21 protein-coding genes are annotated in these 23986 nt (G+C 69.5%); 10 read left to right on the top strand and 11 right to left on the bottom strand.

What is annotated here, in order from left to right; genetic code table 11:
* Positions 1–126: 126 nt before the first annotated feature.
* A complete protein-coding gene (locus FL344_RS28870; protein ID WP_141620803.1) occupies positions 127–1032 on the bottom strand; it encodes a LysR family transcriptional regulator in 906 nt (301 codons plus the stop codon).
* Between the two features lie 59 nt (positions 1033–1091).
* Between FL344_RS28870 and FL344_RS28865 the strand changes: the two genes are divergently transcribed.
* The 4 genes from FL344_RS28865 to FL344_RS28850 are packed head-to-tail and all read left to right on the top strand — an operon-like array spanning position 1092 to position 4941.
* The gene (locus tag FL344_RS28865) at positions 1092–2327 is read left to right on the top strand and encodes an acyl-CoA dehydrogenase family protein (protein ID WP_141620813.1); all 1236 of its coding nucleotides are present in this window, start codon (positions 1092–1094) and stop codon (positions 2325–2327) included.
* A gap of 5 nt (positions 2328–2332) precedes the next feature.
* Entirely contained in the window at positions 2333–3157 is an 825-nt protein-coding gene (locus tag FL344_RS28860) for an SDR family oxidoreductase (RefSeq protein WP_141620802.1), read from the top strand.
* A gap of 18 nt (positions 3158–3175) precedes the next feature.
* Positions 3176–4249: a phosphotransferase family protein gene (locus FL344_RS28855; RefSeq protein WP_141620801.1), complete on the top strand. Its 1074-nt coding sequence runs from the start codon at positions 3176–3178 to the stop codon at positions 4247–4249.
* The gene (locus FL344_RS28850; protein ID WP_141620800.1) at positions 4249–4941 is read left to right on the top strand and encodes a histidine phosphatase family protein; all 693 of its coding nucleotides are present in this window, start codon (positions 4249–4251) and stop codon (positions 4939–4941) included. Before FL344_RS28855 ends, FL344_RS28850 begins: the two co-directional genes overlap by 1 nt.
* Here the strand turns inward: FL344_RS28850 and FL344_RS28845 are convergent.
* Entirely contained in the window at positions 4928–5788 is an 861-nt protein-coding gene (locus FL344_RS28845) for a methylated-DNA--[protein]-cysteine S-methyltransferase (RefSeq protein WP_194863296.1), read from the bottom strand. The two genes, FL344_RS28850 and FL344_RS28845, sit on opposite strands and share 14 nt — an antisense overlap.
* A 166-nt stretch (positions 5789–5954) precedes the next feature.
* On the opposite strand from FL344_RS28845, the gene FL344_RS28840 reads away from it, so the two are divergent.
* Positions 5955–6323, top strand: coding sequence for a nuclear transport factor 2 family protein (locus FL344_RS28840; protein WP_228557962.1), 369 nt, complete (start codon positions 5955–5957; stop codon positions 6321–6323).
* A gap of 287 nt (positions 6324–6610) precedes the next feature.
* Positions 6611–7930, top strand: coding sequence for an alpha/beta fold hydrolase (locus FL344_RS28835; RefSeq protein ID WP_141620798.1), 1320 nt, complete (start codon positions 6611–6613; stop codon positions 7928–7930).
* Here the strand turns inward: FL344_RS28835 and FL344_RS28830 are convergent.
* The 5 genes from FL344_RS28830 to FL344_RS28810 form a co-directional block, all read right to left on the bottom strand.
* Complete coding sequence (locus FL344_RS28830) at positions 7902–8999, bottom strand: TrkA family potassium uptake protein (protein WP_141590315.1); 1098 nt, start codon at positions 8997–8999, stop codon at positions 7902–7904. The two genes, FL344_RS28835 and FL344_RS28830, sit on opposite strands and share 29 nt — an antisense overlap.
* Before the next feature lie 13 nt (positions 9000–9012).
* Complete coding sequence (locus FL344_RS28825) at positions 9013–10218, bottom strand: twin-arginine translocase subunit TatC (protein WP_141590314.1); 1206 nt, start codon at positions 10216–10218, stop codon at positions 9013–9015.
* A gap of 48 nt (positions 10219–10266) precedes the next feature.
* Complete coding sequence (locus FL344_RS28820; RefSeq protein ID WP_141620797.1) at positions 10267–10815, bottom strand: twin-arginine translocase TatA/TatE family subunit; 549 nt, start codon at positions 10813–10815, stop codon at positions 10267–10269.
* 132 nt (positions 10816–10947) lie between these two features.
* Positions 10948–12225, bottom strand: a complete 1278-nt coding sequence (locus FL344_RS28815) for an MFS transporter (protein ID WP_141620796.1) — start codon at positions 12223–12225, stop codon at positions 10948–10950.
* A 10-nt stretch (positions 12226–12235) separates the two neighbouring features.
* Positions 12236–14284: a HAMP domain-containing methyl-accepting chemotaxis protein gene (locus tag FL344_RS28810; RefSeq protein ID WP_141620795.1), complete on the bottom strand. Its 2049-nt coding sequence runs from the start codon at positions 14282–14284 to the stop codon at positions 12236–12238.
* A 93-nt stretch (positions 14285–14377) separates the two neighbouring features.
* Between FL344_RS28810 and FL344_RS28805 the strand changes: the two genes are divergently transcribed.
* From FL344_RS28805 to pyrF, 3 genes are all read left to right on the top strand, one after another.
* On the top strand, positions 14378–15421 hold the full coding sequence (locus FL344_RS28805; protein WP_141620794.1) for a histone deacetylase: 1044 nt from the start codon (positions 14378–14380) through the stop codon (positions 15419–15421).
* Positions 15422–15509: 88 nt separating this feature from the next.
* Positions 15510–16271 (top strand): SDR family oxidoreductase, encoded by a 762-nt coding sequence (locus FL344_RS28800; protein WP_141620793.1) that lies wholly within the window; start codon positions 15510–15512, stop codon positions 16269–16271.
* A gap of 32 nt (positions 16272–16303) precedes the next feature.
* Complete coding sequence (gene pyrF, locus FL344_RS28795) at positions 16304–17170, top strand: orotidine-5'-phosphate decarboxylase (protein WP_141620792.1); 867 nt, start codon at positions 16304–16306, stop codon at positions 17168–17170.
* On the opposite strand, the gene FL344_RS28790 is transcribed toward pyrF, so the two are convergent.
* Both FL344_RS28790 and FL344_RS28785 read right to left on the bottom strand, forming a co-directional pair.
* Complete coding sequence (locus FL344_RS28790) at positions 17151–19724, bottom strand: penicillin-binding protein 1A (protein ID WP_141620791.1); 2574 nt, start codon at positions 19722–19724, stop codon at positions 17151–17153. The two genes, pyrF and FL344_RS28790, sit on opposite strands and share 20 nt — an antisense overlap.
* 27 nt (positions 19725–19751) lie before the next feature.
* Positions 19752–20708 carry an RluA family pseudouridine synthase gene (locus FL344_RS28785; protein WP_090492357.1) on the bottom strand — a complete coding sequence of 319 codons (957 nt, stop codon included), beginning with the start codon at positions 20706–20708 and terminating at the stop codon, positions 19752–19754.
* Between the two features lie 44 nt (positions 20709–20752).
* On the opposite strand from FL344_RS28785, the gene FL344_RS28780 reads away from it, so the two are divergent.
* A complete protein-coding gene (locus tag FL344_RS28780; protein ID WP_026114249.1) occupies positions 20753–22219 on the top strand; it encodes a pentapeptide repeat-containing protein in 1467 nt (488 codons plus the stop codon).
* Positions 22220–22318: 99 nt separating this feature from the next.
* Here FL344_RS28780 and FL344_RS28775 read toward each other — a convergent pair whose 3' ends face one another.
* Together FL344_RS28775 and FL344_RS28770 are read right to left on the bottom strand one after the other, a co-directional pair.
* Positions 22319–22912: an MOSC domain-containing protein gene (locus FL344_RS28775; RefSeq protein WP_141620790.1), complete on the bottom strand. Its 594-nt coding sequence runs from the start codon at positions 22910–22912 to the stop codon at positions 22319–22321.
* A 37-nt stretch (positions 22913–22949) separates the two neighbouring features.
* Positions 22950–23927 carry an MBL fold metallo-hydrolase gene (locus FL344_RS28770; protein ID WP_141620789.1) on the bottom strand — a complete coding sequence of 326 codons (978 nt, stop codon included), beginning with the start codon at positions 23925–23927 and terminating at the stop codon, positions 22950–22952.
* Positions 23928–23986: the final 59 nt, after the last annotated feature.

Genomic DNA, 23986 nt, shown 5'->3' with positions numbered 1-23986 from the left:
CGGAAATGTCGGGACATTTGCCGCCGCGCAAAACCCCCGACATTTCCGAACAGCGACCTCCCAGCCTCCTCCCGGACCTGGGGCCCCGCCCCCGATGGAGGTTTCGAATAATGGGCTCCTGGCCCTCTACCCCGTCAGCGCGAGCAATTCGCCTCGCAGCCAGCGGTTGCGCGGGTCCGCATCCGCCTGCCGGTGCCAGTAGACATGAAGCTCCAGCGGGGGCAGTGACAGCGGCATCGGCAGGAGGTGGTTGCCCAGCAGCGCGTGCAACTCCGCCGCGCGCCGCCTCGGCATCGTCAGCAGCAAGTCGGAGTCCGCGACGAGCTTGAACGCGGCCTCGTAGTGCTGACACCGGACGACGACGTCACGCTGGTAGCCCAGGCGGCTGAGCACCAGGTCCTCCACGGCCAGCCCGGTGCGGCGCGAGGACACGGTGACGTGCCGGGCCGCCATGTACTTCGCCACGTCCAGCTTGCGCCTGCCTCGGCTCACCACGCAGAAGGTGTCTTGCAACAAGGCCGTACGCTTCAGCTCCGCTCCGGTCTGCTGCTCCACGTCGATGGAGAGGTCGAGCCGCCCCGACGCGAGGTCCCGCTCCAGTCGCGCCCGGTCGAGCCGGACGCTGGAGATGCGGACCTTCGGCGCGTGCGCCCGTAACCGAGCCACGAGCAGCGGGAGAATCGACGGCTCCAGCACGTCGTTCATCGCCACCGTGAACTGGCCCACGTCCCGGCGGGGGTCGAAGCCGCGTCCGCGATGAACCGCCTGTTCGAACAGCGCCAGCGCCTCCCGAATCTCCGGCGCCAGCCGCTCCGCGAACGCCGTGGGCGCCACACCGCGCCCCTCCCGGACGAACAGCGGCTCTCCCAGCTGCTCGCGCAGGCGGGCCAGCGCATGGCTCACGGCCGACTGACTCAGGAACAGGACCTCCGCCGCGCGCGTCAGGTTCCGCTCGCGGAGCACCACGTCGAAGACCCGGAAGAGGTTGAGGTCCAGCCGGGCGAGCCGCGCTGAACCCTGAACAGGGTTCATGGTGACACATGACCAACATTCACTGGATGCATCAAGGCCCCATGCGCAGGATGAAGGCCATGGACTTCGAGCCCAGTGAGCGAGCCAAGGACTACCTGGAGCGCGTGAAGCGCTTCATGAGCGAGCACATCCTGCCGGCGGAGGCCCGCTATCACGAAGAGCTCCGGGCCACCGCCCAGGGCGGCGACTGGAAGACGTGGCGCGTGCCCCCCGTCATGGAGGAACTGAAGGCCCTGGCGAAGACCCAGGGCCTGTGGAACCTGTTCCTCCCCGACGAGAAGCTCGGCGCCGGGCTCAGCACGCTGGAGTACGCCCCCATCGCCGAGGAGACGGGCCGCAGCTTCATCGCCCCCGAGGTCTTCAACTGCAGCGCCCCGGACACCGGCAACATGGAGGTGCTCTGGAAGTACGGCTCCAAGGCGCAGCAGGAGCGCTGGCTGAAGCCGCTGCTGGCCGGGGACATCCGCTCGGTGTTCTGCATGACGGAGCCGGACGTGGCCTCGTCGGATGCCACCAACATGGCGGCCACCGCCATCGTCGACGGCGACGAGGTCGTCCTCAATGGCAGCAAGTGGTGGTCCAGCGGCCTGGGGCACCCCAACGCGAAGGTGGTCATCTTCATGGCCCGCACGCCCGACACCGGAGGGGACCGCCACCACCAGCACTCCATGGTGCTGGTGCCACTGGACGCGCCGGGCGTGAGCATCCGCCGAATGCTTCCCGTGTACGGCGACTACGACGCGCCCCACGGCCACGGCGAGGTCCACTTCCAGGACGTGCGGGTGCCACGGGACAACATCATCTCCGGACCGGGGATGGGCTTCGAAATTGCCCAGGGCCGGCTCGGACCGGGGCGCATCCACCACTGCATGCGTTGCATCGGAGCGGCGGAGCGGTCCCTGGAGCTGATGATTGACCGGGGCATGAAGCGCACGGCCTTCGGGAAACCGCTCCTCAACCTGGGTGGAAACCGCGAGAAGGTGGCGGAGGCTCGCATCGCCATCGACCAGGCGCGGCTGCTGACGCTCTACGCGGCCTGGAAGATGGACCAGGTGGGGGCGCTCGGAGCCATGACGGAGATTTCCGCCATCAAGGTCGTCGCGCCAAGTGTCCTCCAGAAGGTGGTGGATGACGCCATCCAACTTCACGGCGGCGCGGGTGTATCCCAAGATACGCCGCTGGCGGGCTTCTTCGCCCAGGCGCGCAGCCTGCGCCTCGCGGATGGCCCGGACGAAGTGCACAAGGGTCTCATCGCCCGCATCGAGCTGTCGAAGCGGGGCTTCTCCCGGAGCTGACAGCCATGGCAACTCAACGCATCTTCATCACCGGTGGTGCCAGCGGACTTGGCAAGGCCATCGCCGTGCGCTTCGCTCGCGCCGGCTGGAAGGTCTGCATCGGCGACGTCAACGACACCCGCGGCGAGGAGGCCTTGAAGGAGCTCTCCGCGCTGGCGCCCCAGGCCCATTACCTGCGCTGTGACGTGCGGCGCGAGGAGGACCTGCGCGAGGCCCTGGACTGGCTCACGGCCCAGTGGGGCGGCGTGGACGTGGTCATCAACAACGCCGGTGTCGCGCAGGCGGGCGCCATCGAGGACGTGTCGATTGATGACTGGCAGTGGATCATCGACATCAACCTGCTGGGCGTCGTGCGTGGGTGCAAGGTGTTCACGCCTGCCTTCAAGAAGCAGGGCCACGGCCACATCGTCAACGTGGCGTCCATGGCGGGCCTGCTCGATGTGCCGCTGATGAGCAGCTACAACGCGACCAAGGCCGCCGTCGTGTCGCTGTCCGAGACGCTGCACAACGAGCTGGCGGAGTTCGGCATCGGCGTCAGCGTCGTGTGCCCGTCCTTCTTCAAGACGAACCTGGGTGACTCGCTGCGCACCACGGACCCGAGGCTGGGAGCCACCATGGCGCGGCTGCTGGAGCGCTCCGCCATCACCGCGGATGACATCGCCAACGACGTGTTCGACGCGGTGGCCGAGCGCGGCTTCTACGTCCTGCCCCACGCGGATGGCCGCAGGACCTGGCGGCTGAAGCGCCTGCTGCCGCGTGAGCTCTATTCGTGGATGCTGCGCCGGAATACGCGAGGCATGCGCCCCGGCTCGCAGCCAAAGCCGAGCTGAGCCGGAGAGAGCCCACCGATGCCACCGACCGCGACCATCGACCCCGCTGGCGCCGTGCGCCCGGGCGAGGAGCTGAACCTCCCCGCCGTAGATGCCTGGCTCAAGGCCCAGGTCCCCACGCTGGAAGGCACGCCGGAAGTCACGCAGTACGCGGGCGGTGCCTCCAACTGGACGTACCGGCTGAAGTACGCCAACCGGGACCTCATCCTGCGCCGCCCTCCCGCGGGGACGAAGGCGAAGTCGGCGCACGACATGGCCCGTGAGTACACGGTGCAGCAGGCGCTGAAGCCGGCCTATCCCGTGGTCCCCACCATGGTGGGCCTGTGCCAGGACCCGGCCGTGCTGGGCTCCGACTTCTACGTCATGGAGCGCATCGAGGGGCTCATCCCGCGCAAGCACCTGCCCCGGGGGCTGGCGCTGGACGCGAAGCAGACGCGGGCGCTATGCCTCAACGTCATCGCCAAGCTCGTGGAGCTGCACGCCGTGGACCCGGCGGCGGTGGGCCTGACGTCACTGGGCAAGGGGCCGGGCTATCCCACGCGGCAGGTGGAGGGCTGGTCGGCGCGCTACGAGAAGGCACGGACGTGGAACGTCGCCAGCTTCCGCTACGTGCGCGACTGGCTCAAGGCGAACACGCCCGCGGACATCGCCACGTGCGTCATCCACAACGACTGGCGCTTCGACAACGTGGTGCTCGCCCCGGAGGAGCCCACGCGCATCATCGGCGTGCTCGACTGGGAGATGGCCACCCTGGGTGACCCGCTGATGGACCTGGGCAGCGCGCTGGCCTACTGGGTCCATGCCGACGACGACTTCCTGATGCGCTCCACGCGGCGCCAGCCCACGCACCTGCCCGGCATGCTCCGGCGCGAGGAGGTCGTGGCGTACTACCTGGACCAGACGAAGCTGAAGCCCGCCAACTGGACCTTCTACGAGGTGTTCGGCCTCTTCCGGCTCGCCGTCATCGCCCAGCAAATCTACTACCGCTACCACCACAAGCAGACGCGCAACCCCGCGTTCAAGAACTTCTGGGTGCTGGTCAATTACCTGGGCTGGCGCTGCCACCGGCTCATCCGCAAGGGGGCGCGCTGATGGGCGTGGTGTATCTGGTCCGGCACGGCCAGGCCTCGTTCGGCGCGGCGAACTACGACCAACTGTCGGAGACGGGCCTCGTGCAGGCCCGGGTGCTCGGTGAGTCCCTGCGCGAGCGGCTCCCCCGCGTGGACGCCGTCGTCACCGGCACCATGGCGCGGCACCGGCAGACGGCGGAGGCGTGCCTCGCCGCGCTCGGCTGCGGCACCGTGGCCGTGCAGACGGCGGGCTTCAACGAGTTCGACCACGAGGAAATCGTCGCCCGGCACACGCCACGCTACGCGGACCCGGAGGTGCTCCGAGCGGAGCTGTCTCAGGCGGAGTCGCCCCGGCGGGCCTACCAGGCACTCTTCACCGACGCCGTGGCGCGCTGGGTGACCGGCCAGCACGACGCGGAGTACACCGAGCCATGGTCCGCCTTCGGCGAGCGGTGCCGCCGCGCGATGGATGGCCTCATCCAGGAGATGGGCGCGTCGAAGAACGCGCTCGTCTTCACCTCCGGGGGCACCATCACCGCCATCTGCCAGGAGCTGCTCCGCATCCCCGACGAGCACGCCTTCCGCCTCAACCTGACGCTGGCGAACTGCGGCCTCACCAAGGTCATCTACAGCGAGCGCGGCCGTTATCTGTCCACGCTCAACGAGCACAGCCACTTCGAAGGCCCCCAGCGCGCGCTGCTCACATACCGCTGAGCGACGCGCCGTCGTACCGCAAGTCCTCCCACGCCAGCATCGCCCGCTTGCGTGAGGCGCCCCAGCGGTACTCCCCGAAGACGCCCGTCTTGCGCAGCACGCGGTGACAGGGAATCAAGAGCCCCACGGGATTCTCGCCCACCGCCGAGCCCACGGCGCGCATCGCCTTGGGCTTCCCAATGGCGCGTGCGAGGTCCTCATACGTCGTCACCTCGCCCGACGGCACCCGCAGCAGCGCCTGCCACACCTGCACCTGGAAGGGCGTGCCCCGCACCAGCACCGACAAGGGGCTCGACTCCGAGCCACCGTGTCCCGCCTGGAAGATGCGCTCCATCCACGGCGCCGTGTCCTCCGCGGACGCCTCGAACGTGGCGCGCGGCCACTGCTTGCGCAGCGAGGCGAGCGCCTCCTCCTCTGATTCACCCGCGAGGAAGTGCAGGCCGCAGATGCCACGCTCACAGACGGCGAGCAGACACGCGCCGAACGGTGACAGGTGGACGCCGTGGCGCACGGTGAGCCCTTCGCCGCCCAGCTTGTATTCCCCCGGTGTCATCGACGTCAGCGTCACGAAGAGTTCATGCAGCCGGCCGCTGCCCGACAAGCCCACCTCCAGCGACGTCTCCAGCACGCTGCGGCGCTCGTCGAGCAGGCGACGGGCCGAGCTCAGCGTGTGCACCTGGATGAAGCGCTTGGGGCTGATGCCCGCCCAGCGAGAGAAGAGCCGCTGGAAGTGGAAGGTGCTCAGCCCCACGTGCGCGGCCACGTCGTCCAGGGACGGCTGCTCGCGCGCATGTGCGTCGAGATAGAGGATGGCTTGTTCGATGCGGGCGTAGTCGCTGGATGCCATGCCGATGCTCCTGGGATGCGCTTCGCGAAAACGTATGTCCGCCAACACATGGTGGAGCAACCCGGTTCTTGCGATGTCCTCGCGCGCCGGGCGTGCGATGACATGAGGTGTCATTGTGCAACACCCGGAAGCTCCACCCCGCACGTCGCCTCAGACAAGGATCGCCATGCTTCCAGAGGAAGACTTCCTGGCCGCGGAGGAGGCGCTGAGACGGGCCATGCTCTCGAGCGATGTCGCCGCGCTCGACGCCCTCCTCTCCGACGACCTCCTCTTCGTCAGCCACACCGGCCACGTCCTCGACAAGGAATCCGACCTGGAATCGCATCGCTCGGGAGCCCTGCGCCTCACACGGGTGGACTTCACCGACACACATTTCCGCTATCTCTCCGCGGGCGCCGTGGTCGTCGTCCATGCCGCGCTATCCGGTGAGTTCCAGGGGGCCCGCTTCGAAGGGAACTTCCGTTACACGCGCGTGTGGCAGGTTGTGGACGACGCGCCCCAGGTCGTCGCGGCGCAGTGCACGGCGGTGGGTTGACTTGACTCCGGCAAGACGAGCGCTTATCCGTTGGCGCCAATGACGTCGCTAAACGCCATGTGTCGAATGTCGATGCCGGGTGGGCTCTCGCCCTCCAGGTTCGGCTGATGTCCGTCCGACCCTGGTGAGCCATCGAGCCCATCCACCCGCGAGGGTTGGTGGGCTCCGTCGTTTCTGGACGCGCGCCTCCCCGCCCTCGCCGCGCGCCTCCACCTGACGGCACGCCGTCTTCTCCCATCCCTCCGCATTCAGGACGGCTGTTCCCGCATCGCTCCCGGAGAGTCTCCGTGCCCACCACCCACCTTCCCGCACCGCGTGTCTTCGACGTCCCCCTGCCCGATTTGACGCTGGAGGCAGGCGCCCGCATCACGAACCACCTCGTCCGCGGCTGGTGGTGGGGCCCCGCGGAGGACGTCCCCTGGCTCGAGTCACGCGCGCGCGTCCTCTCCGAGGACGAAGCCCAGGCGAGCGCGCTGCGCGTCGTCCGCCGCACCGTGGCCGAACAGCAGGCGCTCGCGGCGGAAGCCCGTCATCGAGGCCCGGCCCGAGCCCCCGCGCCCGTCCCCACGGTGCTGCTGGTCCACGCGCTCACCGGCGACATGCGCGCGGGCGGCAAGGGCGGCTGGTGGGAGCCACTCATCGGCCCGCGGCGCGCGCTGGACCCGTCCCGCGTGCGGCTCCTGTGCTTCAACAACCTGGGCTCCTGCTACGGCACCAGCGGCCCGGCCGACGAGGGCTTCCCGCTGCGGACGGATGACGCGCGCTTCGGTCCGCCGTTGCCGCTGCCCAAGGGCGACCTGCGCCAGGACGAACAGCACCTGCCCGCCACCGTCACGCCGTGGGACCAGGCCCGGAGCATCCTGCTGGCCATGGACGCGCTGGGTCTGGACGACGTGGAGCTCGTCACCGGCGGCTCCCTGGGCGGCATGGTGGTGCTCTGCCTCGCGGCGTTGGCGCCGGAGCGCTTCGCGCGACTCTTCCCCATCGCCACCACGGAGTCCGCCACCGCGTGGGTGGTGGGCCTCAACCACGTGGCGCGGCAGGCCCTGCTGATGGACCCGGGCTACCCCGAGTCCCCCCGCCGGGGCCTGGAGTTGGCCCGGCAGCTCGCGATGCTCACCTACCGCGCGGAGCCCGGCCTGGAAGCGCTCCAGGGCCGCCCCGCCGAGTGGTCCTCACGCGCGCTGCACCCCATGCACAGCTATCTGGAATACCAGGGCCAGAAGCTGGAGAGCCGCTTCGACGCGCGCGCGTACCTGGCGCAACTGGGCGCCATGGACCACCACGACCTGTCACGCTTCCCAGGAGGCGGCCTGGCCCGCATCCGCGCGAGCGCGCTGTGCGTGGGCATCGATACCGACCAGCTCTTCTTCCCCAGCCACATGGCGACGCTGGCGCGGCGGCTGCGCGAGCACGGCCTCCACGCCGAGCACGCCACGCTGTCCAGTCAGCATGGCCACGACGGCTTCCTGCTGGAGTGGGACGCCATGGCCGTCCTGCTCGCGCGGGCGCTCGCCCTGCCCACGGCCAGGAGCCCGGAGCACGCCTTCCCGCGCTGGCCGGAAGTGCGCCCCGCCCTCAACCCACCTTGCGGGACGAAGGCGTGACCACGGCCACCGGCGCGTGGTGGGACCACAGGGGCGGATCGGCCTCGTGGGTGAAGGCGCGCAGCCGCCGGTACTCCGGATAGGACGCCTGGAGCGACAGCACGTCTCCAGGCCGGATGACTTCATCTCCCTGCGGGTGGAGCCGCTCCTCGCCATTGCGTTGCAGCGACAGCGCCAGGCAGCCGAACCGGTCCCGCACCTCGGAGATGGTGAGCCCCGGCAGGCCCAAGCGCGCCTCGAACAGCGAGACGACCATCAGGTGCTTCGCCAGGTGGAACGAGTGGACGATGCGCGGGTCCATGGCCGCCAGCGCCATGGCCGGGGCCGCCAGCGACGAGCTGGAAAGCGCTTCCGCCTTGAACGTCTCGCGCACCTTGCCGCTCAAGTCGTCATCGAAGAGGCGGATGACCACGCGGATGTCCGGGTTGAGCTTGCGCGCGTCCAGGGCGATGTTGAGGTTCGCCAGGTCGTCGTCCGTCGCGCAGACGATGGCGGACGCGTCCTTCACGTTGGTGCGAGGCAGGCACAGCGGGCTGCGCGTGTCGTCGATGAGCAGCGGCACCAGCTCGTCGCGCAGCGCGGACACGAAGGCCGCGTCCTCGCGCTTCTCCACCACCACCACGTCCTTGCCCATCTCCCGCAGCTGCGTCACCACGCGGTAGCCCACCCGCCCCGCTCCACACACCACGACGTGGCCCTTCATCGTCTCGGAGACCACTTCGATCCACTCCTTGTCGTTCTTGTGCCGGGCGAAGAAGAGGTACGCGAAGCGCACCACACCATCCGCGACCAGCGCAATGCCCGAAGGCGGAATCACCAGGTTGAGCAGCTCCACCAGCCAGTCGTCCACATAGGGCAGCGACGGTTGACCGTAGAGCAGGAAGTAGGTGTGGTGCAGCGCCTCGCCGAAGTCGATGCGATCGCCGTCCGGCCCGACGAAGCGCCAATGGAAGAGCAGCGGCCCTCCCAGGAACAACGCGGCGGACAGCACCAGCGTGGTGCGAAAGCGCCGCACCAGCGCCCGCAGGTAGCGCAGATTGGCCCGGAAGTGCCTGCGGGACTGCTTCATGGAGGCTCCTCGACTACGACGCCGGGGTGATGCCCGTTTCCGCCGAGTTCCGCGCGCGACGCCGCTCCACCATCCACACCAGCAGCACGCCCAGCTCGTAGCAGAGCAGCATGGGGCCGGCCATCAGCGACAGGTTCACCACGTCTCCCGTGGGGGTGATGATGGCCGCCGCGATGAGGCACACCACGAAGGCGTGGCGCTGGTACCTGAAGAGCCAGGACGACTTCACCACGCCCACCACGCCCAGCAGGGCCATGACGAGCGGCAGCTCGAAGATGATGCCGAAGGCGAGGATGAGCAGCAGCACCAGCGAGAGCTGCTCGTGCATGGACAACATGGGCCGCGTCCACCGCGCCGCCTCATGCGCCGCGTGCGCCGTGGCCAGTTCCTTCTCCAACCGCCACAGCCCCGCCAGCTCCTCGGTGCGCGTGGGGGCGATGCCCGCCAGCAGGCTCGCCGAGCCGTCCATGGCCGCCGCCGCCGCCGCGAAGTCCTTCTTCTCGTAGGCCGTCACGGCCTCCACGCGCTTCTCCACCGCCTGCCGCAGCACGCCGCGGGACTGCGCGCCGTAGCCCACCGACGCCGCGTCCAAGAGCCGCCCCAGGCCATCCAGCCGCCCCGTCATCTCCACGCTGGCGGCGGGCGCGACCTCGGGCGCGGGTGCCTGCCCCTGGCCCTCCGCGCGCAACTGGGTGCTCGTCTCCTTCGCGATGCGCCCGGCCTCCTCCGCTTCGCCCAGGCGCAGGAAGCGCAAGGCGTCATCCGCGCGCAGCCGGGCCGTGTCCAAGCGCTGCTCCAGCGCGAGCGTCTCCTCCTCGTTCAGGAGGAATTTGAACATGGAGGGCAGCACCGCGAAGTAGCAGAAGGCGGCGCCGAGGAGGAAGGCGATGGAGCCGAACGCCACGAAGGGCGCGGCGAAGCGGCGCTCCTCCGGATACAGGCCGGGCGAGACGAAGCCCCAGATCTGCATCAGGATGACGGGCGTGGTGAGGAAGATGCCGCAGTACACGCCCACCTTCATCAGGACGTTCAGCTCTTCGATGCCGGACGTGTAGATGAGCGAGCGATTCTCGGGCGGCAGCGCATCCAGCACCGGCTGCATCAGCAGGCCGAAAATCGGCTTGGCGAAGACGAGCGAAATCGTCCCCAGGACGAGCACGGCGATGGTGCACCGCATGAGGCGCGAGCGGAGCTCCGTCAGGTGATCCGCCAGACTCATGCGCAGCTCGGAGTCGGCACCGGGGTTGATGGGCGGGGGGCTCAGGACTCAGCTCCGTTTCGGGGCGTTGCGCGCCACCGTCCCCGGGATGGGCGACAGCGTGGGCGAGGTGGCGGAGGAAGCAGCGGGCTCGGGCGGCGCCTCGGCGGTGGGCTCCGCGCCCGGCTCCGCGGTCGCGGCGTCCTGCGCGGGCGTCTCCCCGGCATGCACGTCGGAGGTGGCCGCCTCACGAGGCCCCTGCGCGTCCATTTCCAGCACCTGCGTGGGCGACGAGGGCTGAGGAGACGCTGCATCGGCCGGAGGCGACGCGCCGTCCGTGGCGGGAGGCAGGGTGGCCTCGGGCCCCCCCACGGCCTGCGGCGGCTGGGGGGCGAAGCGCGTCCCGGGCCGCACGGGCGCGGTGGGAGGCTCTCCGATTTCCTGGTCCATGGCGTAGAACTCACGCTCCACGACGTTGCGGACCTCATCCGTCTGGCGGCGGAACTCGCGCAGGAACTTGCCGATGCCGCGCGCGAGCTCGGGCAACCGCTGCGGCCCGAGAATGAGCAGCGCGGCCACCAGGATGAACACCATTTCGCCTGCGCCGATGTTGAACATTTTTCCTGACGCGCTCCCCGGAGCAGCCCGGTTTATCGCGCCCCGGGGAGACAGGCGCAACCGTTCGTCTCGCCAAAGCATCCGCCCGCCACCCGGAATGGGCGGCAGGCAACCCGAAGGCTCCCTTTCATACTACGCGTGAGAATCCGCCCCGGGCGAGAGCGGAACCGCCATTCCTTGCGAGGGAGCCACCGCCAGCGCCCGTGCCTGCTCCTTGCTGCGCACCCGCCGCTCCACCACCCACAGCAAGGCGGGCAGCAACAGCGTCAGGACCATGGACACTCCGGCCATCCGGGGGATGCCGCCCAGGGTCCCGTCTGGCAGGTCCGTCAGCAGCCGGGCGCTGAGGAAGGCCCCCACGGCGGCGGCCATGTGCTGGACGGCGGACTGGAGCGACATGAAGCGCGCACGCACCGGGGTGTCCGGCACCCGGGACGTCAGCGTGTTGTACGCAACGTTGCGCGTCCCCATGGCCACCATGAAGAGCGTGAAGATGACGGGCACGGGCATCCAGCGCGGCAGGTGGACGAAGCCCACGTAGGTGGACAGCAGCACCAGCGCGGAGCCCACCGTGCCCACCTTGAAGGAGCCGTACCGGTCCACCATGGGCCCCGCCACCCGGAGCGTCGCGAAGCTGGCGATGCCGCCGACGAAGTACGGCAGCCAGAGCAGCTCCCGCGGGTAGCCCACGTTCTGCTGCAGATAGGCGGACAGGTTGGGGATGAGGACGAAGCCCGCCATCATCACCAACGCCGTCATCACGTACGACAGCTGGATGTCCCGGTTGCCCAGCAGTTCGAGCACGCCGGCCTGTTTGCGAGGCCCCGCGTCCAGATGGCCGCGCACGGGTGGCAGGTAGAAGATGGCGCCCAGCACCACCAGCAGGCCCATGGCGGCCACCCCGAAGAAGGGCACGCGCCAGCCGCCGAACTCGGCCAGCTTCAGCGCCATGGGCACGCCCGCCACCGAGGCCACGGAGAAGGCGCCCATCACCGCGCCCAGCGCACGTCCGCGCCGCTCCACGGGGACCAGGTCCGCGATGATGGACAGCGACAGCGACGTGGCCGGCCCGCCGAAGATGCCCGCCACCACGCGCGCCAGCAGCAGCGTGGACATGCCCGTGGCGAAGCCACCCGCCGCGGTGGCCACCACCAGGCCCAGCATGGACACCGCCAGCGCCTTGCGGCGGTCGAAGCGGTCCAGGAAGTAGCCACCGGCCAGCCCCGCCACGCTGGCGGCCGCCGTGTACGCGCCGCCGATGATGCCGATGTGCGACGACGCGATGCCCAGCTCCTTCGCGAAGTCCGGGCCCAGCGGCATCACCATCACGAAGTCCAGGATGTTGACGAACTGGACCGCACCGATGAGGGCCACCACGGCGCGCTCGGAGACCTGTCGTTGATTCGGCATGAAGACGTGTCTACACCCGGAAGCGGCGAACCTCCGCACGGAGGATTTCCGCCTGACGCTGGAGGTTGTCGATGGCCTCCTCCAGCTGCTTCACGGAACGTGTCTGGTGCTCGGACACGCCCTTGATGGTCTCCACCGCCTTGAGCACCTGCTCGCTGCCCTTCGTCTGCTCCTTCTGGGCGCGGTTCAGGTGGGTGACCATCTCGTTGATGCTCTCGATGGAGCGGGTAATCTGCTTGCTGCCGTGCGCCTGCTCCTGGCTGCTGCGCTGCACGTGGGCGGTGAGCGCCTTCATCTTCTCCGCGCTCTTCATGATCTGCTCGCCGCCGCGGGCCTGCTCGTTGGAGGCCTTGGAAATCTGCTGCACCGTCTCGCTGATGCGGTGGATGGAGGCCGTCACCTGCTTGCTGCCGCGCGCCTGCTCCACGGTGGCCCGGGCAATGGCCTTCACCATCTGCGTGGACTTCTGGGTGCTGTCGTTGATTTTGCGCAGCGCCCCTTCCGCCTCCCGGCCCAGCTGCACGCCCTCTTCCACGCTGCGCACGCCCTGGTTCATCACCACCACGGCGTTGCGGCTCTCCTCCTGGATGCTGCGGATGAGCTCGGCAATCTCCTTCGTGGACGCGCCGGTGCGCTCGGCCAGGTCCTTGATTTCCTCCGCCACCACCGCGAAGCCCTTGCCGTGCTCCCCTGCCTGTGCGGCGATGATGGCCGCGTTGAGCGCCAGCAGGTTCGTCTGCTCCGCCACGTCGTCGATGACGTTGAGGATGTTGCCAATCTCGGAGATGCGCCGGCCCAGGCTTTCAATGACGTGGGCCGCGCTGCGGCTGGTCTCCTTGATGCGGTCGATGCCGGTGAGCGTCTTGCGCAGCGACTCCACGCCCGTCTGCGCGTCGTCGAAGACCTGCTCGGAAAGGCGGGCCGTCTCCTTCGCGTTGGCCTCCACCTGACCGATGGCGGCGTCCATCTGGCTGATGGCCGAGGACGTCTCCTCCGTAGAGGCGGACAGCTCCTGGATGTTGGTGGCCACCTCCTTGATGGAGAACGTCATCTCCTCGATGGCGCTGGTGGTCTCCTCCACGCTGGCGGCCATGGCCTGGACGTTCTCCGCCACCTCGTCGTTGGTGGCGGCCATCTCCATGATGGAGGAGCTGCTCTCCTCGGCGCTCTGGTAGAGGACCTCCACGTTCTCCGCGATGCCGCGCAGTGAGGCCATCATCTCCACCATGGAGGAGGACGTCTCCTCCACGCGCGCCTGCACCGTGCCCGCGCCGGACGACACCGTGGTGCCCGTGCGGTGAATCTGCTCCACCACGCCCGCCACCACGTCCGACACGCCGCGCACCCGGCCCAGCGTGTCGCGCCAGCTCTGGGCGATGCGGTTGAGCGCCTCGGCGAGCTGGCCCAGCTCGTCCCGCGTCCCCACGTCCACGCGGCCGGTGAGGTCCGCCTCCGCCAGTCGCCGGGCCATGCCCATCATCGCGTCCAGCGGCACCAGGATGAAGGCGCGGGAGATGAAGAAGGCCACCAGCAGGAACAGCGCCAGACCGATGCCGAACGCGAGCATCACGACGCGCTGGAGTTCGGTGAGGACCGCGTCCAGCCCGGAGTTGTCGAGCACCAGCAGCGCCTGCCCCACCACGCCGCCCGACAGCGTCACCGAGCGCGCCACGGAGCGGTCACCATTGGCGAAGCGGAAGCCATCCAGCGGCTGGCCCTGCCGGGCCTTCAGCTCCGCCAGGAACCACGCGGGCGGCTCGGCCGGGTGGGTGGCCAGCACCTGACCCTCGCTGGAGAGGACGGCCAGCACCTTGAAGTCGTCGTCGCCCGCGCGCAGCCGCTCCAAGCTGTCGGGCAGGGCCGCGGCGGGCTGGGCCATCAGCATGGTGACGGCCTGGCTGGCACGGGCCTCGCCCCGCTTCTGCAGGCGCTGCTCCAGGTGGGCTTCCACGCGCGAGGGGACGACGAAGAAGAGCGTCCCCAGGATGAGGGCGAGGACGAGCGCGAAGGAGCCCAGCAGCAGGCTGCGCAGGCCGGGTTTCTTGAACCGGAGAGCCAAGACGAGGCACTGTAGGGAGGGAAACACCGGCAGGGCAAGAACAGGGCGCCAACGCGGCCTGTCCCCCGGGGGCGCTGACTTCCCGCCTGGCGGATGCGTAAGGTCATCCCGATGTCCTCCACCCTGCTACTGACGGACCCCCTCTTCTTCCAGCACGACCCTGGGCAGGGCCACCCCGAGTCGCCCTCCCGGCTGCGCCGCATCCTCGGGGTGCTGGCCAGCACGCCGGTGAAGGGCACGGTGATGACCGCCCCGCGCTCCGCCACGGAGGCGGAGCTGGCCTCGGTCCACACGCCGGAGCTGCTGGCGTACCTCCAGCGCATCAACGGGCACCGCGCGCAAATCGACCCGGACACCCAGGTGTCTCCCGACAGCGTGGACGCGGCGCGGCTGGCCGCGGGCGCCTCCGTGCAAGCGGTGGAGGCGGTGATGAAGGGCGAGGCCCGCAACGGCTTCGCGCTGGTGCGCCCGCCCGGGCACCATGCGGAGCCTGACAAGGCCATGGGCTTCTGCCTGTACAACAACGCGGCCATCGCCGCGGAGGCGGGCCGGAAGCTGGGCGCCGAGCGCGTGCTGGTCCTCGACTGGGACGTGCACCACGGCAACGGCACGCAAGCGGCGTTCTGGTCGCGCCGGGACGTCATGTACCAGTCGGTGCACCAGTTCCCCTACTTCCCGGGCACTGGCGCAGCGCCGGAGGTGGGCGTTGGCGCGGGCGAGGGCTACACCGTCAACGTGGGCCTGCCGGGCGGCAACTCGGACGCGGACTACGGGATGATTTTCGAGGAGCTGCTGCTCCCCGTGGCGGAGGCGTACCGGCCCCAGCTCATCCTCGTCTCCGCGGGCTTCGACTCGCACCAGCACGACCCGATTGGCGGCATGGACGTCAGCGAGCGCGGCTTCGCGGCCATGTGCTCGGCGATGAAGTCCCTAGCCGACAGCGTGTGCCAGGGCCGGCTGGTGCTGCTGCTGGAGGGTGGCTATTCGCTGGAGGGCTTGTCGCAATCCGTGCATGCCTGCGTGGAGGTGCTCGCCGGGCGCAAGGACAGCTTCCCCACGGGTGACACGCACGCGGACGCGAAGGACGCGCTGCGGATGAGCCGCGAAGCGATGCGGCCGTACTGGCCTCGCGTCTAGACGTTGGCTGGATGGCGCGCCGCGGCTCGCGCCGCTGTTCATCCCCTGCCAACCGTGCCAGAAGCCCGGCAGCACACGGGAGGACTGCATGGCGGAGATGAGCTACCGGACGGCGTTGGTGACGGGTGCATCCAGCGGCCTGGGACGCGGGCTGGCGCTGTGGCTCGCCAAGCGGGGCGTCCGCGTGTTCGCCGCTGGACGCCGCCTGCCACAGCTCCAGGCCCTGCGGGACGAGGCCCAGGCGGCCGGCGTCACCGTGGAGCCCGTGGAGCTGGACGTCACGAAGGCGGACGCCACCCTGGAGCGCATCCGCGCGCTGGACGCGGCAGCGGGCGGGCTGGACCTGGTGGTGGCCAACGCGGGCATCGGCGGCACGACGAATGCGAAGCGCCTTGCGTGGGAGCGCGTGCGCGGCATCATCGACACCAACGTCACCGGCGCCGCCGCCACGCTGAGCGCCGTGCTGCCCCAGATGGTGGAGCGCAAGCGCGGGCACCTGGTGGGCGTCTCCAGCCTCGCGGGCTTCCGCGGGCTGGCCGGCCACGCGGCCTACTCCGCGTCCAAGGCCTTCCTGTCCACCTTCATGGAGAGCCTGCGCGTGGACCTGCGCGGCACCGGCGTGCACGTCACCTGCATCTATCCCGGCTTCGTGAAGAGCGAGCTGACCGCCACCAACAACTTCCCCATGCCCTTCCTCATGGAGACGCATGACGCGGTGGAGCTGATGGGCAGGGGCATCATCCGGGGCGACGCGGAGGTGTCCTTCCCCTGGCAGCTCGCGGTGCCCACGCGCATGGCGAAGGTGCTGCCTAATCCGCTCTTCGACGCGGCCGCGCGGCGGCTGCGCTGACCTCCCCTCTTCCCCTTTCCCGGAGCCGCCCTGTGACGACGCCACAGCCCTTCGCCCACCGTTTCAGCCAGCTGGCCGAGCAGCGCTCGCCGTTCTGCCTTGGCATCGACCCGTCGAGAGACTTGCTGACGCGCTGGGGCCTGCCCGACAGCGCGCGGGGCCTGCGCGACTTCTGCGAGCGCGTGGCCGACGCGGCGGGCAGCTCCGTCGCGGTGGTGAAGCCGCAGAGCGCCTTCTTCGAGCGCCACGGCCCCGAGGGCCTCCAGGTCCTCCAGGAGCTGATGCGGCGCTTCAAGTCCGTGGGCACCCTCACGCTGCTGGACGTGAAGCGCGGGGACATCGGCTCCACGATGGAGGCCTACGCCGAGACAGTCTTCGGCGAGGGCAGCGCCTACGAAGCGGACGCGGCCACCTTCACCGCCTACCTGGGCCTGGGCGCGCTGCTGAAGACGCTGGAGCGGGCGCGCGCATCCGGCGCCGCCGCCTTCCTGGTGGTGCGCTCCTCCAACCCGGAGGGCACGTCACTCCAGATGTCGCGCGGCGAGGACGGCCGCACCGTGGCGGAGGCCCTCGCGGACGGCCTGCGCGCCTTCAACGAGAAGCCCGGCCAGGACGCGGCGCCGGTGGCGGGCGCCGTCATGGGCGCCACCCTCCCCGACTCGGACCGCGGCGTCATCGAGCGGCTCGGCGGCGCGCTGCTGCTCACGCCCGGCATCGGCGCGCAGGGCGCCGGCTTCGACGACTTGAAGCGCCTGTTCGCCGGGCGCGAGGCGCAGGTCATCCCCACCGCCACGCGCTCGGTGCTGGAGGCGGGACCGGACACCGCCGCCCTGCGCCAGGCGCTGGAGCGGCACCTGGCGCCGGCGCGCGCCTTCCGCGCTACTGCGCGCCCATCATGAACTGATCGACGTCGACCGTGTTCTTGTCGGGCACCGCGTCCTTCGGCTCGGTGCCCTTCTTGAAGAACATCAGCTCCGAATCCCGGGAGCCCGCGGGGGCAATCTTCCCCGTCTTCTTGTCGATGTGGAGCCGCACCAGGTCCATGGACTGCCACGGGTAGAACTCGGACTGCGGCCGGCCCTCCAGCGCGCTCTTCATGTAGTTGAGCCAGATGGGAAGCGCGGCGCGGCCGCCCGTCTCGTAGCGGCCCAGCGGATGCGGGTTCAGGTCGTAGCCCACCCACGCCACCGTCACCAGGTCGCGGGTGTAGCCGGCGAACCACGCGTCGAAGGAGTCGTTGGTGGTGCCCGTCTTCCCCGCCGCCGGCTTGCCCAGGCGCTGCGCCGGGCCGCCGGTGCCCTGGAGCACCACGCCGCGCAGCAGGTGCGTGAGGATGAAGCCGGCCTCCGGGCTCATCACCTGCTCGCCCGGCTCGAAGAGGCGCGCGTAGCCGGCGGCCACGCGGTCCTGCAGGGGCGCCCACGCGTCGTCGAAGGCCGTGTGGTCCTCCAACGTGCGGCCCCAGCGGTCCTCAATCTTGCGGATGAAGTACGTGGGCTTCTTGCGGCCGTAGCGGTTGAAGGTGGCGTAGGCGTTGGCCAGGTCCACCGGGTACACGCACGAGGAGCCCAGCGCCGCGGAGAAGTCCATGTTCATGGGCGTGGTGATGCCGAGCTTCGCGCTCCATGCGGCCATGTTTTTCACGCCCACCGCGCCGAACGTCTTCACCGCGGGCACGTTCAGCGAGTTGACCAGCGACGTGCGCAGCAGCACCTCGCCTTCGAACTTGTCGCTGTAGTTGGCCGGCTTCCACGACACCTTGGTGTCCGGGTCGTGCTCCACAATCGGCGAGTCCACCAGCACGGTGGCCTGCGTCCAGTTCAGCTGCTCCAGCGCCGCCGAGTACACGAAGGGCTTGAAGGAGCTGCCCGGCTGACGGCACGCCTGGAAGGCGCGGTTGAACTCGTTGTCGTCGAAGTCGTAGCCGCCCACCATCGCGGTGAGGTACTGGCGGTGGGGGTCGATGGAGACGAGCGCGCTCTGCGCCTCGGGCGTCTGCTCCAGGCGGAAGAGCTTCACGCCCTCGCTGGGGATTTCGTCCGCGAGCTTCTTGTCCCACTGCTCCTTGTCGTCCGTCAGGTCCTTCTTCGTGACGTGGCGCACCACGATGACGTCGCCCTCGGAGATGGCCTTCTTCACCGAGCTAATCATCATCGCCGGGTAGTAGCCCTCCGGGTTCACCTTGCGCGCCCAGCGCATGCCCAGCAGCGGCAGCCGCCCGGTGTGCCCGCCCACCTGCACGTCCGCGCCCTTTCCGTCCCCGTCAATGGACGTCACGACGGCGACGTAGAGCCGGTTCTCCACCAGCTCCTTCGCGCCCATGAGCTTCTTCGAGCGGTCGATGAAGGCGCGGATGGCCTCCTTCGACGCGAGCTGCTCCACCGGGCCGCGCCAGCCCTGGCGCTTGTCCACCGACAGCAGGCCGTGGAGCACCGCGTCCTGCGCGGCGCGCTGACGCTCGCTGTCCATGGTGGTGAAGACCTTGAGACCGGCCTTGAGCAGCACGGGGTTGCCGTACCGGTCCACCACGTCCTTGCGCACCTGCTCCACGAAGTACGGCGCGAACTCGTGGAACACGTCCTCCACCGGGTACACCTTCACCTCTTCGGCGTTGGCGGCGTCGTGCTCCTCCTGTGAAATCATGCCCTCCACCAACATGCGGCGCAGCACGTAGGAGCGGCGCTTGCGGGCCGCCTCCGGGCGCAGGAAGGGCGAGTAGCGGCTGGGCGCCTGCGGAAGGCCCGCGATGAGCGTCATCTCGCCCAGCGTCAGGTCGCGCACGTCCTTGCGGTAGTAGTTCTCCGCCGCGCTCTGCACGCCGTAGCTGTGGTGCCCGAGGAAGACGTTGTTGAGGTAGAGGTAGAGAATCTCCTCCTTCGTCAGCGACTCCTCCAGGCGCCGGGCGAGGATGGCCTCGCGAATCTTGCGGGTGAGCGTCTTCGCGGTGGCGGACTTGTAGCCCTCCGCGGAGATGAGCACCGCCTTCGCGGTCTGCTGCGTCAGCGTGGAGCCACCCTGGATGCCGCCCGAGCGCAGCCCCAGCTTGGAGCTCACCGTCTTGAAGCCGGCGCGCGCGGTGCCCAGCACGTCCACGCCGAAGTGGTCGAAGAAGCTGGAGTCCTCCGACGCGATGAAGGCCTGCACCAGGCGCTTCGGAATCCGCTCGTAGGGCACCACCTTGCGGCGCTCTTCGTAGAACTCACCGGCCAGCACCGCGTCATCCGTGTAGACCTCGGTGACGATGGGCGGCCAGTACTCGTCCACCTTGGGGATGGCGGGCAACCCATCCGCGTACACGTAGTACACGGCCGTCACGGCAATCACGGCGCCCGTGGCCCCGGTCAGCGAAAGCCATCCCGCGGTCTTCAGGAGGAACTTCCACCAGCGCTTGGAGGGGACGCCGTCGAGCACCAGCTTCGAGCGGCTGCGGTCAGCGGATTTAGGGTCGGACATACGCGTTTCTTTTGTGCCTCGCGGGCGTCAGGGCACCAATGCGGCCCGCTTGAGCACATCTCGGAGCTCGACGGCGAGGGGAGCCTCGACAGCCACCTTCGCGCCGCCTTCGGGATGCGGGAATTCGATGCGCTCGGCGTGCAGGAACAACCTTTTGAGCCCCCAGCGCGCCCGCACGTCGCGGTTGAAGGCGAAGTCACCGTACTTCTTGTCCCCAGCCACCGGATGTCCGATGGCCGCCAGATGCCTTCTTATCTGATGCGTGCGCCCGGTCTCGATGGCGCAGGACAGGAGCGCCGCCTCGCCCGACTGCTTCACGACCTTCCACCGGGTGACGGCCGCCTGCATGTTCACCCCTCGACGGGCCTTGGACTCGGCCGTCTGTTGGTGTTCTGACAGGGGCAGGTCGATGACCCCGGAGTCCCGGGGCATCTTCCCCTTCACCAGGGTGAGATAGCGCTTGCGGGACAGGCCGTGGGTGAAGACCTCGGTGAAATGCACCATGGCCGGGCGCCGCTTGGCCACCAGGATGACGCCGGAGGTCTCCCGGTCCAGCCGGTGGGCGGGCGAGGCCGCGAAGTCGTTGCGGACGGCCTTGGGCCCCAGGTAGGCGCGCACGTAGTCCACCAGCGTTCCGCCGGTGATGCCGCTGCCGGTATGGACGGCCATTCCGCTGGGCTTGTCCACGGCCATGAGCCAGTCGTCCTCTCGAAGGATGACCAACCGGCTGGGGTCCACCGGTGGTGGAGGCGGGTCCACTTTCGGACGTTCCGCCCCCACGAGCTGCTGCTCGTCGCCGCGGATGGTGAGCACGTCTCCTTCTGACAGCAACTGCTCGGGTTGCGCACGCTTCCCGTTCACCCGCACCTTCTTGGTGCGAATCATCTTGAAGAGGTGGCTCACCGGTACATTGGGGAGCCGTTTGCGCAGGTGCTTGTCCAGCCGCATCCCGGCGGTGTCGGCTTCGATTCGATACTCGATCATTTGTGCTGGCGCATGGACCAGACCATACGAATAATCCCGGGTCCATGGCGAAAGCCCCCAGTATCGAGAAGCTTCTTCAGAGTGGCTCGGCGGAATGGAACCGGATGCGGAAGTCCGGCCAGGTCGCCACCGACCATACCGGCGCCACCTTCACTCAACTGTTCTCCGCCAACACCGACCTGTCCGGGCTGGGCCTCATCGGCTCGGAATGGGACCGGTGCGACCTGTCCAAGGTCAACTTCCGGGACGCGGACCTTTCCAATGCCTACTTCCACGGCGGTCGGCTCCAGGACTGCGACTTCCGAGGTGCGAACCTCGAAGGCGCGACGTTCGAGAAGCTGAAGCTGCTGCGGTGCGACTTCACGGGCGCCAAGGGGCTCGACGACATCGAGATGGACGACGTGGACATGGACCGCGTCGTCGGTCTGGACGGCGAGGAGGCCCCGCCGCCTCCGCCGCCCCCCGCCCAGGGCATCACCGCCTTCACCCGTGAGCAACGGGAGAAGGCGCTGGGCGTACAGGCCGCCGCGGCGCTCCAGGGTGAGCCCGTTGGCGACGAGCTGCCCCCCTTCCGGCCCCAGGACCCTCCTGGTTCGCTCTTCTTCCGGGCGCTGAAGCGGATGGGCGTGCCTCCGCTGTGGGTGCTGGACGTGCCGGGCCTGCGCCCGCTCCTGCCGCAGCGGCTGCCCCCGGGCAGCTCGATGGAGACGCTCTACCGTGAGGCGGTGAAGACGCGGCTGGAGAACAAGAAGCCCGCGGCGGACCCGGCGGTGGTGGACCGCGCGCAGAAGGCGCTCCGCATGGGCGCCAAGGACGCCCCGGTGGCGGCCATGTACCTGCGCGAGGTGGGCGTGCTCCCTCTGTTCCGCTTCTCCGCGGCGCAGGTGCTGAAGGGTGCGCTGCGGGAAGAGGTGGAGGTGGATGACCTGACGGGCTCCATCGACCCGCGCACCACGGGCGCGCTCCTGGAGCTGCGCTTGACGCACGAAGTCGTGGAGCACCTGCAGGAGGCGCGGCGCCGGCTGGCGGCCACGCAGCTCTACACGTCGCTGCTGGAGGCGGGCTTCAACCCGGAGAACAACTGGGACGAGGCGCTGGAGTCGAGCGACGCGTCGATGGAGCTGGCCCAGCTGGCCACGGGTGAGGACCGCAATGCCCTGCTGGAGGGCTTCCAGGTCTTCGCGGCGCTGCCGGACGAGGCCCGGCTGCGGCGGCTGGCCTACCTGGCCGAGTCCGTCACCAACCTGGAGCTGGTGAGCCGGCTACCGGAGGGCATGGAGCCGTCGTGGCTCACGGGCCCCGAGACGCGCGAGTGCCACGAGCGGGAGATGACGTACGTCCAGTCGCTGAAGGCGGAGGAGATTCCCGCCAAGGTGGCGGCGCTGGCGAAGGAGGAGCTGGGCGTGCCCGAGGGTGAAGTTCCCGAGGAGAGCGACGGCGACCTCTTCGTCCACCTGCGCTGTGACGTGTGTGGCAAGGAGAAGCTCATCGTCCAGTCACCGGAGGAGTAACCGCCCCGGTGCAAGTCGAAGCCCGCGGGGCCGCGGGGTCCGGGATACGCTCCCGGACCTGGCGGCCCCGTGGTGTTTCTGGAGCACGGGTTCGCGGTGCTACACGCCGGACGAAGGCAGCACGTACGTCACGGGCCTGGGCAGCACCACCTTCACGGTGTCCCCCGCGCGGATGATGCCAGGGCGCTCCACCCAGGCCACCAGGCCCCGGCGCTGCCATGCGGCCTTCACGAAGCGGCTCGCCAGCTTCTGCACGTCCGGATGATGGGCCTCGATGACGCGCCCGGGGCCGATACAGGGCTCGTTCTCCCCTTCCACCACCAGCGTCGTGTCCTCCGGGAAGAACAGGCGCGTGCCCGGCGGCAGATGCGTCAGCCGAGGCACGCCCACCACCTCCAGGTTCGCGCCCAGCCATGACGCCAGCACGCGCGGAATGCCGAGCGTCTCCGCGACCTGCGCCAGCTCCTCCGTCGACACCAGTGAGAACTGCCGCGTGTTGCGGATGGGCGTGCCCTTGGGAAACCACGGCGTGCGCACGTCCGCCGCCCGCGTCAGGCCCGCGTGGCGGTCGCCCTCCAAGCCCTCGAAGGACACCTTCGCCTCGGGCAGTTCCTTCGTGACGAAGCTCTTGCGCTCGGTACACACGAGGACGCGCACGATGCGTCCTTCCCACTGCGGCGTCTTGCGGGCCATTGCCGTCCTTCTACCGAACCCCGTCTCCCGCCGCCTGTCAGAACAGCCCGAGCTGCTGCGGCTTCCCGCCCAGCGGGCGCGCATCCATCCCCGCGTCGCGCAGCGCCTGCGCCAGCTCCTCCGCGAAGCCGTGGCACGTCAGCACTTCCCGCGCCCCGGTGGACTTCGCGTAGGACACCAGCCCCGGGAAGTCCGCGTGGTCCGACAGCGGGAAGGCCACGTCCGCGCCGTAGCGCCGCACCGCGCCCCGGTCCACCGCCCAGCCCGTCAGCACCGCCGTCGCCCGAGGCCACAGCGGCGCCAGTGCGCCGCCCCGCGCGTGGTGCGGCGGGAAGAAGAGCACCTCACCCGGCTCCACCTTCCCGTCGTAGCAGCGCAGATTTTCAATCGGCACGCCCAGCTCCGCGTAGAGCTGCGCCACCTCGTAGATGGAGGAATGCGCCACCAGTGGGAAGCCGCGTCCTGCCAGGTGCTTCATCGCCTCCTGGCTCTTGCCCAGCGGATAGCCCAGCAGCACCGGCACCGCGCCACGCTCCAGCTGCATCCGCAGCCACGTCTCCACCTGCCCCAGCACCTCCGGACGCGGCGGGAAGCGGTAGCGCGGATGACCGAAGGTGGACTCGATGACGAGCGTGTCGCACTCCGCCACCTCCGTCGCCTCGGCCGTGAGCGACGGCGCCACGTTGAGGTCCCCGGTGTAGACGATGCGGCGCCCATCCGGCCGCGTCACGCGGAGCTGCGCGCTGCCCAGGATGTGCCCCGCCGGCAGCAACTCCAGCACCATCGGCCCCAGCTCGAAGGGTTGCCGGAAGGGCACCTCGCGCGGCTCACGCACCGGCCCCAGGCGATGCGTCATGAAACGCAGCGTCGCCGCCGTGGCGATGGTGCTCTCGTGCCGGGCAATGTGGTCCGAATGCCCGTGACTCACGAAGCACAGCGGCGACTTGCGCTTCGCATCCAGGGACAGGGGGGTGCCCGTCAGGTGCATCCCGTTTCGCCGCAGCTCCACACTCATGGGAAGGGCCCCGGGTATAGCGCGTCCACTCGCCAGTGGCCGCCTTCACTTCCCCCCCC

Origin of the sequence: Myxococcus sp. AB036A, from assembly GCF_006547355.1 — a bacterium.
Lineage (GTDB): Bacteria > Myxococcota > Myxococcia > Myxococcales > Myxococcaceae > Myxococcus > Myxococcus virescens.
The sequence above is the reverse complement of the archived record's forward strand: the minus strand, read 5'-3'. Positions and strand labels throughout refer to the sequence as shown.